This is a genomic window from Pseudoalteromonas sp. SR45-4, assembly GCF_014163535.1.
Lineage (GTDB): Bacteria > Pseudomonadota > Gammaproteobacteria > Enterobacterales > Alteromonadaceae > Pseudoalteromonas > Pseudoalteromonas nigrifaciens.
Genome location: NZ_JACJDO010000042.1, coordinates 1 through 12142, shown reverse-complemented (window position 1 = coordinate 12142; position 12142 = coordinate 1). Strand labels below are relative to the sequence as shown.

The 12142-nt window shown below is 39.5% G+C and carries 13 protein-coding genes and 1 pseudogene; 8 read left to right on the top strand and 6 right to left on the bottom strand.

The window, feature by feature from the left end:
• Window positions 1–103: 103 nt before the first annotated feature.
• Both epmA and efp read right to left on the bottom strand, forming a co-directional pair.
• Window positions 104–1078 (bottom strand): elongation factor P--(R)-beta-lysine ligase, encoded by a 975-nt coding sequence (gene epmA / locus H5058_RS15160; protein WP_182678887.1) that lies wholly within the window; start codon window positions 1076–1078, stop codon window positions 104–106.
• A gap of 59 nt (window positions 1079–1137) precedes the next feature.
• The gene (gene efp, locus H5058_RS15155) at window positions 1138–1704 is read right to left on the bottom strand and encodes an elongation factor P (protein WP_011327184.1); all 567 of its coding nucleotides are present in this window, start codon (window positions 1702–1704) and stop codon (window positions 1138–1140) included.
• Window positions 1705–1745: 41 nt separating this feature from the next.
• On the opposite strand from efp, the gene epmB reads away from it, so the two are divergent.
• On the top strand, window positions 1746–2759 hold the full coding sequence (epmB, locus tag H5058_RS15150) for an EF-P beta-lysylation protein EpmB (RefSeq protein ID WP_041454337.1): 1014 nt from the start codon (window positions 1746–1748) through the stop codon (window positions 2757–2759).
• A gap of 8 nt (window positions 2760–2767) precedes the next feature.
• Here the strand turns inward: epmB and H5058_RS15145 are convergent, their stop codons facing one another.
• Complete coding sequence (locus tag H5058_RS15145; RefSeq protein ID WP_182678885.1) at window positions 2768–2977, bottom strand: hypothetical protein; 210 nt, start codon at window positions 2975–2977, stop codon at window positions 2768–2770.
• A 168-nt stretch (window positions 2978–3145) separates the two neighbouring features.
• On the opposite strand from H5058_RS15145, the gene H5058_RS15140 reads away from it, so the two are divergent.
• Window positions 3146–3436 carry a hypothetical protein gene (locus H5058_RS15140; RefSeq protein WP_011327181.1) on the top strand — a complete coding sequence of 97 codons (291 nt, stop codon included), beginning with the start codon at window positions 3146–3148 and terminating at the stop codon, window positions 3434–3436.
• A gap of 79 nt (window positions 3437–3515) precedes the next feature.
• Here H5058_RS15140 and H5058_RS15135 read toward each other — a convergent pair whose 3' ends face one another.
• Window positions 3516–4007, bottom strand: a complete 492-nt coding sequence (locus H5058_RS15135; RefSeq protein WP_182678883.1) for a DUF3016 domain-containing protein — start codon at window positions 4005–4007, stop codon at window positions 3516–3518.
• A gap of 274 nt (window positions 4008–4281) precedes the next feature.
• Here H5058_RS15135 and galE point away from each other — a divergent pair, with 274 nt between their 5' ends.
• Window positions 4282–5298, top strand: coding sequence for a UDP-glucose 4-epimerase GalE (gene galE / locus H5058_RS15130; protein WP_182678881.1), 1017 nt, complete (start codon window positions 4282–4284; stop codon window positions 5296–5298).
• Window positions 5299–5680: 382 nt separating this feature from the next.
• Here the strand turns inward: galE and H5058_RS15125 are convergent, their stop codons facing one another.
• Both H5058_RS15125 and H5058_RS15120 read right to left on the bottom strand, forming a co-directional pair.
• Window positions 5681–6361: a Fe2+-dependent dioxygenase gene (locus tag H5058_RS15125; RefSeq protein ID WP_182678879.1), complete on the bottom strand. Its 681-nt coding sequence runs from the start codon at window positions 6359–6361 to the stop codon at window positions 5681–5683.
• A gap of 75 nt (window positions 6362–6436) precedes the next feature.
• Window positions 6437–8617 (bottom strand): TonB-dependent siderophore receptor, encoded by a 2181-nt coding sequence (locus tag H5058_RS15120; protein WP_182678877.1) that lies wholly within the window; start codon window positions 8615–8617, stop codon window positions 6437–6439.
• A gap of 216 nt (window positions 8618–8833) precedes the next feature.
• On the opposite strand from H5058_RS15120, the gene H5058_RS15115 reads away from it, so the two are divergent.
• From H5058_RS15115 to H5058_RS15095, 5 genes and pseudogenes are all read left to right on the top strand, one after another.
• Entirely contained in the window at window positions 8834–9607 is a 774-nt protein-coding gene (locus H5058_RS15115; RefSeq protein WP_182678875.1) for a DUF3450 family protein, read from the top strand.
• Window positions 9607–10938 (top strand): MotA/TolQ/ExbB proton channel family protein, encoded by a 1332-nt coding sequence (locus H5058_RS15110; RefSeq protein ID WP_182678873.1) that lies wholly within the window; start codon window positions 9607–9609, stop codon window positions 10936–10938. Before H5058_RS15115 ends, H5058_RS15110 begins: the two co-directional genes overlap by 1 nt.
• Window positions 10931–11311: a MotA/TolQ/ExbB proton channel family protein gene (locus H5058_RS15105; RefSeq protein WP_182678871.1), complete on the top strand. Its 381-nt coding sequence runs from the start codon at window positions 10931–10933 to the stop codon at window positions 11309–11311. The genes H5058_RS15110 and H5058_RS15105 overlap by 8 nt, the downstream gene beginning before the upstream one ends.
• 4 nt (window positions 11312–11315) lie before the next feature.
• Window positions 11316–11720 (top strand): biopolymer transporter ExbD, encoded by a 405-nt coding sequence (locus H5058_RS15100; protein WP_182678869.1) that lies wholly within the window; start codon window positions 11316–11318, stop codon window positions 11718–11720.
• Between the two features lies 1 nt (window position 11721).
• Window positions 11722–12142: pseudogene (locus H5058_RS15095) on the top strand (hypothetical protein); the annotation flags it as partial.

Sequence of the window (12142 nt, the reverse complement as noted above, 5' to 3'; positions counted from 1 at the left end):
CGCGTTTATTAAAATAAACGCGGTTTTTTATGTGCTAGTCGTAGATCCTGATCATGCGAGAGGTTAGTTACTAACTGACAGCCCCCCTGCATGTTAAGTTGCTTTAAGCCCTTGTCACATCAAACGCAATAACTTCTTTTATATTACTCTTTTGCGTGGCTAACATTACTAGCCTGTCTATGCCCAGCGCTACCCCTGCACAAGGCGCTAATCCATGTTCAAGCGCAGCAATTAAATGCTTATCCATTGGTACTTGCTTTAAGCCATTTTGTTTACGATATTCATTATCGTCATTAAAACGCTTAGCTTGCTCTGTCGCATTAGTTAGCTCGTTAAAGCCATTAGCTAATTCCATATTTTTATAATACAGCTCAAACCGCCCTGCTACGCGACTGTCATGCTCACAAATTTGTGCAAGTGCTGCTTGCGATGCCGGAAAGTGATACACAAAACACGGCTTATGTTGGCCAATTGTTGGCTCTACTTTCATACAAAATAAAAGCTGCAGTAAGGTATCTCTATGCGTTTCATTTTTAGCTATATCAGCAAACCCTTGCTCGCAGGCAAGTTGTTGTAATTGCTCTAAACTAGCAGTGAGTGGATCAAGTCCAAGTACTTGTTCAAATGCGTGTTGGTAAGTTAACCGTTCACTCGGCGCAACATCTAAAATAAGCTGCATTAGCTCATCTATTTCAGCCATTAATGCAAATTCGTCAAACCCCGGTCTATACCATTCCAGCATAGTAAATTCTGGATTATGATGGCTGCCAGCTTCTTCGTTTCTAAATGCTTTACACAACTGAAATATAGGCCCTGAGCCCGCCGCTAACAAGCGCTTCATTGCAAACTCTGGAGAGGTTTGTAAATATAGCTCAAGGCCGCTGGCGTGCCCTGGGCCTACAAATCGAGTGTTAAAACTCACTAAGTGTATATCGGTTACACTGGCTCCGCTTAAACTGGGGGTTTCTACTTCCATTACATTGCGAGCATAAAAGAACTCGCGAATACTGCGTAAAATAACAGCTCGCTGCTTAAGTGTTGCAATACTTGCACTGGGAGCCCAAAGATTTACTGACATATTTTCTCCAAAAAAAATCCCAGCTTTTAAGCTAGGATTTTATAAAGCGACGCTTAAAATTATTTAACGCGGCTTACGTATTCACCGTTACGGGTGTCTACTTTAATAACTTCGCCTATTTGTACAAATAGTGGAACACGTACTACAGCACCAGTACTTAATGTTGCAGGTTTACCGCCAGTTCCGGCTGTATCACCTTTAAGGCCCGGATCAGTTTCAGTGATCTCAAGCTCAACAAAGTTAGGTGGTGTTACTACAATAGGATTACCGTTCCATAATGTAATTGTACACACGTCATTTTCAACTAACCATTTACCCGCATCGCCTAACGCTTTTTCGTCAGCGGCAATTTGCTCAAATGTTTCGTTATTCATGAAATGCCAAAATTCGCCGTCTGTGTATAAATACGCTAAATCAGTATCCATTACATCAGCACCTTCAACAGATTCACCCGATTTAAAGGTTTTTTCAAGTACTTTACCTGAAATAAGTTTACGGATACGAACACGGTTAAACGCTTGGCCTTTACCAGGTTTTACCATTTCATTTTCTATGATACTACTAGGCTCGCCATCCATCATAATTTTTAGGCCGCCCTTGAACTCGTTGGTGCTATAATTCGCCATCGTTTCCTCTATTTATATTTTTTCGAGTAATCTACGTGCCAATGATACAAAGAAATGAAGCAAATTTGCATAAAAACTGGCAAAAAGAATTAGCAAATGTAGTTACCTGCCCAAAAGTGTTGCTAGAAATGGTCGGTTTATCGAGCCAAGTCCATGATAACGACATAAAAGCTCGTAGCTTGTTCCCAGTTCGTGTGCCAATACCATTTATAAAAAAAATGCGTAAAGGCGATGCAAACGATCCATTATTATTACAAGTTATGCCGCGCCATCAAGAATTCTTAACTAAAAGTGGTTTTAATAAAGATCCCCTGCTTGAGCAAAGTAACCAGCAGCCAGGGCTATTACACAAGTATAAATCGCGTGTTTTAGTAATGTTTAAAACCGGTTGTGCAGTAAATTGCCGCTATTGTTTTAGACGCCATTTTCCGTATCAAGAAAACCAACTTAATAAGCGTAGCCTGCTAGATGCGCTTAGCTATATAAAATCCGACAATAATATAAATGAAGTGATTTTAAGTGGTGGCGATCCGCTTATGGCCAAAGACGATGCCATTAGTTGGTTTTTAGATGAGCTTGAGCAACTACCACAAATTAAACGCATGCGAATTCATACCCGTCTGCCGGTGGTTATTCCGGCGCGCATCACCGATGAGTTATGCGAAAGACTTGCAAGGTCGCCATTAAAAATTGTGTTTGTTAATCATATAAACCATGCCAACGAAATAGACGACGACTTTAAAGCCGCAATGCAAAAGCTTAAACAAGTAGGTGTAGTGCTATTTAATCAAGCGGTTATTTTAAAAGACGTGAACGATACAACTGCAGCACAAGTGAATTTAAGTGAAGCGTTATTTGATGCCGATGTATTGCCCTATTATCTACATTTGCTAGATAAGGTAGAAGGGGCAAGCCACTTTGACATTAGTGAGGAGCAAGCAATAAAAATAATGGCAGAGCTGTTAGAAGCCCTACCTGGTTTTTTAGTGCCTAAATTGGTCAGAGAGATTGGCGGTGAAAAAAGTAAAACACCTATCGATCTTAAGTTAATTTAAAGCAGTATTTAAACGTAAATGTTTACGTTATTACCCAGTGTTGCAGTCGCCGACTTAGTCGGTGTTTGCGCGCTGGATGACTGCGCAGCACCCTCAATCAGTGCTAATGCAGCTGCGCCATCAGCTAGTTGCTGTTTTTTAGACAATGCAGCGCTCAACACTTCGCCGCCTTGGCTTGAACTTGGCATTACCGGTAAATTTCCGCCTGTTATATTCATAAAATTAACCCACCTTTAATCAGTGTTTGTTGTGCAATAATTTAAAAGGAGTTAAACAAGGCACAGTGCTAAAAACCTGACTTTTAAATATAATCCAAGTAACATATACAGTATACGCATGCTACATAATAAATTATCGGCAACTCAATACAAAGCTTTAGGAAAACCATGGATTCTATTATTGAACAACTCAACGCTAACTTAAAAATTGTTTACCGACAGGCGCTTGATGCTGACAAAAAACTCGACGAGTTACAACAGCAAGGTCACGGCAAATTTAAAGCACTCTTTACAGCCGACTCAGGTTTTACCTTTGAAGCTAAACGCTTTAAGCCATATGTGCTTGATGTAGCAGCCGACGTAGAGAGCTTATCTAGTGACGGTTTTAATGAAGAAAAACTTAAAACCACCGTTATTAAATTACAGCAACTACTTACTTTGTTAGCTACGTTTAAGTAACGTAAACTTTAGTTAAAAAGTTTATTATTCTATAAGCATTAAAAGCGCCGCTATTTAGCGGCGTTTTTGTAAAGCTTAGTTAATCAACTTTCGATAATATTTCCTCACCAAACCACTCTGTAAGTAAGCGTTTTTCGTAATTAAATGGCTCATCTCGGCCCATTTTAATTTTATCCATAAAGCCCATATCTTTAAGCTTTACATCACTTGCTGCACTTATTACCTCACCTTTTTCATTAGTAAGTGAATAATTAAGTTTGAGTTGCGGAAAGTAAATAGGCTTAACCACCCTGATTTCATTTATACCGCCATAGCGTACATCGCCAGCTAAATCGACATCAGTAATCTCTAGGCTAAGTTTGTAGTCTTTTGGCAATTGCTCTGCAAGTTTAGCAACATGCTCTTCAATACTGCTCGCTATATGCTTATGGTACGAAGCTTTACCTTGATTGGATTCGCGTACATCACGATAGTCTTTAAAATCATGCCATTTAATAGCCGACTCACCCGCATGGGCAAGTGCTGGTAGTGCAAAGCACATTAACATTGCGATTTTGTTTACTGGATTCATATCACTCTCCAAAAAGGTGCGCCGAATATTACATTATTGCAATTAGGGCATGCTCAGTATTAACACCTAAATAACTGAGTTCATTTTAACAGCTGTTTATTAACTATAACTTAATCTTATGACATAAGTGTTATTTAAAGCGTTCAAAATGTAATCAAATATGTAAATCTAGCTTTTTTAAAATAACAGCGTATTTAAAGCAGATAATGCATGTAAAATATCGCAATTTATGGTGCAATCAACACTATTGATAAAAGGTATCCACGGAGCATTCATGACTATTTTAGTAACCGGTGGCGCAGGCTATATTGGCTCGCACACTGTTTTAGAACTTTTACAACAAAACAGTAATGTTGTTGTTATTGATAATTTAAGCAACTCATCATCAGAGTCACTTACGCGCGTTAAAAATATTACCGGTAAAGAAGTAACTTTTTACCAAGGTGATATTCTCGATAAAGCATTTTTAGACTCAGTATTTGCTAAGCATACTATTGAAAGCGTAATTCACTTTGCTGGCTTAAAAGCGGTGGGTGAGTCGGTTGTAAAACCAATTGAGTACTATCAAAATAACGTACAAGGTACATTAACACTAGTTGATGCGATGCGCGATGCGGGTGTATTTAAGTTAGTATTTAGCTCATCAGCAACCGTTTATGGCGACCCAGCAAGCTTACCTATTAAAGAAGACTTTCCTGTTGGTGGCACCACCAACCCTTATGGCACATCAAAGTTAATGGTTGAAATGATGTTGCAAGATATCGCAAAATCAGACGAGCGCTTTGCCTTTGCTATTTTACGTTACTTTAATCCAGTAGGCGCGCATGAATCGGGGTTAATTGGCGAAGATCCGAACGGGATCCCTAATAATTTATTACCGTATATTTCACAAGTTGCTGTGGGTAAGCTCAAGCAACTAGCCGTATTTGGCGATGATTACGACACAGTAGATGGCACCGGCGTGCGCGACTACATTCACGTAGTCGATTTAGCTTTAGGACATTTAAAAGCGCTGAATAAAATTGCCACAAACACCGGTGCATTGGTTTATAACCTAGGTACAGGCAACGGTTATTCAGTACTGCAAATGGTGAACGCCTTTATTAAGGCCAGTGGGCAAGCAGTACCATATCAAGTGTCACCACGTCGTCCAGGCGATATAGCCGCTTGTTACGCAGCTCCTGAAAAAGCCCTGAATGAACTAGACTGGCAAGCGATGCGCGGTATCGATACTATGATGCAAGACACCTGGCGCTGGCAGTCAAATAACCCAAATGGGTATAAGGGTTAAATAAAAAGTAGCTTATAAGCTTTGCCTGTTGAGCTAACAGGTAAAGCACCTACGAATAAATAAACACCGAATCACGCTTAACTGACTGCTGAAAGCTTCGCTTTGGCTTATCTAAAGCGAAACGCCCTCTTAAACTCTATGTGAATAAATTACTTAAAACTTTATTACACAAACAGAAGTGAATGAGGTAAATGCGAAGACACTAAAGCATAGAAATTACGATCCCTGCTCGTCACGCTAACTAATTGTGCGCCTATAGGATACATTTAACACTGTGCTCTTTTTACAATTGTGTTGTAGGTGAAGAGCTCGCTTACGCGAAAAGCGCAGCTTTTAATATGTATAACTAATAGCTCGCCGCTGATAGTCAACAACTTTGCTTTTAAGTCTGCGCCCATTGTCTTAGCAGGTTATGATACACACCCGTTAGCTGAATTATCTCTGGGCTGTCTTCTACTTTTGTACGTAAGCTTTGAATTGACATATCTAAATCAAACAATAATCCACGTTTTTCGTCACTATTAACCATGCTTTGCAGCCAAAAAAACGAACCTAACCTGCGTCCACGTGTTACAGGTAATACCCGATGTAAACTAGTTGATGGGTACAACACCATGCTCCCTGCTGGTAGTTTTACGCTATGAGATCCATAAGTATCTTCTATAACCAGTTCACCGCCGTCGTACTCCTCTGGTTCGTTAAAAAATAATGTCATAGAAACATCGGTACGAATTTTTACAGGCGTACCTGGTACTTGCCTTATTGCGTTATCTACATGCACGCCAAATGAATGACCACCTTGATAACAATTAAACAGTGGGGGAAATATTTTTGCGGGTAAAGCCGCCGACATAAACAAATTGCTTCGTGCTAAAGCGCCCATAATAATTTCGCCCAGCTCTTGAGCTTCAGGGCTATTTTCAGGCAGTTGTAGATTGTTTTTAGCTTTCGTTGACTGATGACCTGCGGTAATACTACCGTTAGCCCACTGCGCTTTTAATAATTTATCCCGACAATAAGTAACTTCTTCTTTGGTTAATAACTCTGGAATTTTAACTAGCATGTGCGCCCTCTCACATAAAATAAAGTAAGGGCAGAAATATCTGCCCTTAATGATTATGTACTCTTAAACTATCGTTTAAAAAGAGTAACTCGCTGTTAAGCTAAACTTACGACCATTCCCAGGTACAAAGTGTCCGCCACCTAGCTGATCAACATAATCTTTATCACCCAAGTTTTCAGCATTAAGCTGTAAACTCAAATCTTTTGATACATCGTACGCTACCATTAAATCAAAAATAGTATAACTTGGAGCACGAGAGCGAGTAACACTAGTTCCGTTATAGCGTTCACCTAAATATTGCATACCTGCACCAAACGATAACTGCTCAGATATTTCATATGTAGTCCACACACTTGCACTATTTTTAGGAGTACGAGCCAGTTCATTACCAATTTGGCTTACGTCATCACCTAGTGCTTTAGTCACTTCGCTATCTTGATAAGTGTATGAAGCAATTACTGTCCATTCTTTAGTAATTAAGCCCGTTGCTGAAAGCTCTAAACCCTGTACGCGCTGTTCACCACCAAGTATTTCATCACTTGAGCTATCTGCAAATGGGTCATCTGTACGGGCATTCGTTTTTTCAGTACGAAAAAGTGCAGCATTTGTCTGTAAGCGACCATCTATTAAGCTCCACTTAGTACCTAGCTCGTAACTACGGTTTTTTTCTGCTTCTAAATCAGCAGAATTATTACGTGAAGAAACTGTAAGCCCCTCTGCAGATGGATTAAACGAATTCCCCGCGCCTAAATACACACTGCCGTTATCTGTTGGCTTGTAAACTACAGCTGCATTCCAGCTAAATAAGTCGTCGCTTGTAGAAATTAACGCACTCGGATCATCGTAATCATTATGATAATCAGTAGTAAAGCTGTCAAAGCGAACGCCACCTGTTACTTCCCATTGTTTATTAAGTGTAACGGTATCAAAGGCATAAACAGCTTGGTTTTTCGCTTTTGCTTCAATACTCGTACCGTCACGACCATACACACCCGTAAATGCAATTGTTGCATCCGGGTTGTATAAGTCGTTACGTATTCCATCTTCGATTAGATTGTCTGGTGTAGTAGCAATAAATTTATGGCGTGTAAACGTTTCGTTAGCAACCTCAATACCCACTACAACATCATGGGTAAAGCCAGCAAACTGATAATTACCAATTAAATCAACTTGAAGTGCAGCGAGTGAATTTTCTGTATCACGTGTTTTTTCATCGGCAAAAGTAATATCGGTATCTGTTGTAACCGAAAAGTAGCGCGGTGCTGTTGTTACTGATTCGCGCTTCACTTTACCTAAACGACCTTGAACACGTAGCATGGTATTTTGAGAAAAATCATACTCGTAGCGTGCAGTTGTTGAGTAGGCTTCAATATCCTCATAATCACGGTAAATATTACCGTAAAAGTTATCAAAATCGACAGGAGAAGGTGCTCGAGCACTGTCTGTAAGCTCAGCTACAGGCGTATCGCTGTAAACCCATGGAATGCCGTAATCGGGTAAATTGTCTTGGCGTTGATACTCTAGATTTAAATCAAAACGGCTGTTTGTACCAAGCCCTGTTGCAAATGCTACCGCAACTGCATTTGTTTCATTTTCAACATGGTCACGACCAGCAACATCGCCCTTATCTGCAAGCAAATTGATGCGCAAAGCACTAGTATCGTTTACTTGAATGTTAGTATCAAAACGACCACGGTAGTCATTTTCAGTACCTAAACGTAGTGATACATCGTTAAACTCGTCTAATTTTGCTTTTTTACTTTCTAAATTAATACTACCACCCGTTGCTCCTCGCCCTGTTACCGCAGAGCCTGGACCTTTTGCAACTTCAACCGCTTCAATATTGTAAGTATCGCGGGTATAACCTGCCACATCACGTATACCATCCACAAAAATATCGTTTGTTGCACTAAAGCCACGAATCGACATGCTATCGCCAGTAGGAGCGCCGCCTTCACCTGCAGCCAACGAAATACCCGACACATTACGCAGTGCATCTTGCAAGCTATCTACGTTTCTATCTTTCATTACCGCTTGATTAATTACCGTCACTGTTTTGGCTGTATCTAATAGCGGTTGTGTATATTTATGCGATGTTGATTTTTCAACTACATAGCTAGATTCAGTTTTTGTTTGCGCTTTAGTTACCGACAATTCTTGAACATCCTGTGCGCTTGCCCAAGTTGAAAGCGTGGCTGTAACAACCGCTGCAATTGGCTTTACGTAGGCATTTCCTTTATTCGATGGCTTACTCATGTTTACTCCGTGGTTTTTATTAAGTACTTAACTCTTGTTAATTGAAGGTACATATTTAATTTCGATAAAATCCTACCATTACACCAAATGAATGTAAACGATAACTGTTATCAGTTGTATTGCCGGTGTAATTGCTATATTGTATACACACTTAAAAATTAACAGTAATTACTCTGTGTAATTACTCGTCATAACTTTCAGGATTGTTGTTAAGTGATGCGAAGCTTAATTAAACCAATGAGTGTGGTTATCGCACTCTGTAGCGCCATAGCAGTAAAGGCTGATACCGTTAGCGAATTAGAGCAACTCGTTAATAAATGGCTACAAATAGAAAATCAAAACAGTGAATTGAATACACATTGGTATGAGCAAAAAAATAGCATGAAGCAAACCTTAACGCTTCTAAGTGCTGAGCAAAATCAGCTAGATGAACTTAATAAACACCGACAAAAAAACTCTACCGAGTTAAGTGAAAAACGTGAGCAGCTTATAACTAAACAAGCTGAACTTGAAAATGATCAGCAACAATTAACAACTCAACTTGAGCATATTATTGAACAGCTCTTATCAACACAAATACAACTTCCTCCACCGCTTCTAACTAGCTGGAAAAACCTTGGAAATTTAAGCAACTCACAACTCTCTAATACCGAAAAGCTGCAAACAGCACTTAAAATGCTAACTTTACTTACTGATTTTCAGCAGCGTATTTCTATACATGAAATGGCCATTAAGCATCCCGATGGACAAGAAGTATGGGTAAAACAACTTTACTTAGGTGCAGCACAAGCATGGTTTGTTAGTGAAGACTTAAGCTATGCAGGAATTGGTTTTGCAAGCGAGTTAGGGTGGCAGTGGAAGTTTGACTCAAACATAAATGCCGAACAAGTTGCACTAGGTATTGCTGTACAGCAAAAAAAACGCGCTGCTGATTGGGTAACCCTGCCGATGTTAAATTACGCAAATAAAATAAAGCAAGAGGATAAATAATGGCTGTTTTTCGCATAATGAAAATATTTTGCGCCGTTATTTTACTAACAAGTAGTAACCTAGCGTTATCTGCAAGTAGTGAACAAGCAAAACAAAGTGTTTTAAATGATATAAAAACCGCGCAACACACTCTTAACAGTACTCAAAAAAGTATTGCTAAGGAGCAAGCCGCTCTAGCAAAAAAAATATTTACTAAGCAGCAGTCTCTTAATAAATTACGTGAGCAAGCAGCCGTTAGTCGCCGACTAGCTGACGAAAACACATTAAGCCTTAATCAATTAGAAACTCGCTTAGATACTTGGCAACAGCAACAACAGTATCAATTAAACTTACTTAACCGATTTGTTCGCCAAAATAAAAAAACTAATAACGCTAATAAAAACGCTCAGGTTAGTAATAATCAAAACGAGTTATTAAACCAAGTTGTGTTGTTTCTTCACAATCAGCAGCAGGCACTTTATCCTCAATTTAAAAAGCAATCCGTTGTACTAAATAATGGCGAATTAACCCAAGCAGATACCCTACAAGTAGGTCCGGTTGCATGGTTTAGCACACAAAAACCTAAACTTATGGGTTTATTAGATTTGGATGATGAATCTAACGCACTAAAAGTAGCGCTAGTACAATCAACAAGTAACGATAACCCATTCGATAACACCTTAAAACAAAATGGTGTGGGGTCGACTCTCCTTACTTTCGACCCGAGTTTAACGCACTTAGTAACTAGCCAAGCCCAGCAAGAAAGTCCGCTAGAGCATTTAGAAAAAGGCGGTTTATGGGCTATTCCTATTATTTTATTTGCCTGCTTTGCATTAACAATAGCGCTATTAAAAGCCATACAACTATTGCGTTTAAGTAAAGTTAAAATGCACTCGCAAATGCAATTACAGCAATTTTTTAAAGCTGAAAGTACAAACGTGTTCACAGGCATGCAGCAGCAGTTATTTAACTTAACCCTGCAAAGCGAAAAAGGCCAAGTGCGAGACGATCAATTATTTAATCAACTAATACACGATAAACACAAGCTCGATAACTTTATTGGCGCTATTGCCGTTACGGCAGCCGTAGCTCCATTACTTGGTTTATTAGGCACTGTTAGCGGCATGATCGAAACATTTAAAATGATGACCTTGTTTGGTTCAGGCGATCCTGAGGTTGTATCAGGCGGCATTGCACAAGCACTTATTACTACTGAACTTGGCTTAGTTGTTGCCATACCTGCATTAGTATTAAATGCGCTGCTATCGCGTAAAGCAAAAGCTTATTATAGCCAATTAGAAGGTTTTGCTCTGCAATTAAGCCAACTAGAACAAGGAGAAAGCAATGTTTGAACAAATTATTAGCAACCCTATTTGTTGGTCTATTCTTTTATTAGCTTTATTTGTATACCAACTTATTTTTCATGACTTACTGCACCTAAAACAATACCAAGCACAGCGTAAAGGCTACTGGCAAGAAGTAAGCTCTATTTTAACAGCCGCGCTGCCACTACTTGGTTTATTAGGCACCATTGTTGGCTTGCTCGATACATTTAAAGTAATGGCATTGGGCCAAAATGAATTAATGAGCGATGCCATTGGTGATGCATTACTAACAACCCAACTTGGTCTTGTGTGCGCAATTCCTGCATGGTTAATACAAGCTTATTTAGCCTATTCGCAGCGTAATCCTAAATTACATATATTAAGTAAACAGCTAGGGTAATAATATGCAATCACGTTTAAAGCATAAGCTAGAGCAAGAGGCTGGGCAACATATTGATATGTCGCCACTACTTGATGTGGTGTTTATATTATTGATATTTTTTATTGTTACCACAGTATTTGTACGTGAAAGTGGTGTTGAAGTTGATAAACCGCAAGCTGTATCAGCAAGTCGTCTTGAGCAACAAGTTATATTTTTAGCCATAACCGACACCCAACAAGTATTTTTTGATGGTAGTCAAATTGGCGTCGCTGGTGTGCGCTCTAGTGTAGAGCAAATGCTAAAACAGCAACAACGCCCTGTGGTTATTCAAGCTGATAAAACAGTACCTACTGAGCTACTAGTTCAAGTAATTGACGAAGCAAAGCTTGCCGGTGCTGCGCAAGTTAACCTAGCTACTAAGCAATAATATGCACACGATTAACTCAGCTCAAAAAACAAAAAACATTCGCCATCCGCTTTTTGCCTTTGGCCTTAGCCTGATTGTACTTAGCGCTGCATTATTGCTTTTATGGCTTGGACAGCTTGCCGAACACCATATGCAGGACAAAGTAGTAGTACGTGAAATTGCAATGGTAGCACTACCTCCACCGCCACCACCTTCGGTATCACAGCAACAAACAAGTGAGCCTATGCAAAGCCTAACTGTGCAAGGTGCTGGTGCAGCTATTCAGGCTGTTGATGTTAAGATTAAAAGTAATTTAAGTATTGTAAAGCCCGATACGCCAAATATAAAAGTAAGTACGCCGCAGTTTCAATCAATGAATGTAAATTGGGATGCATTTAACTTAAATCAGCTCGATGATTTACCTACTTTATTAACGCCTGTCA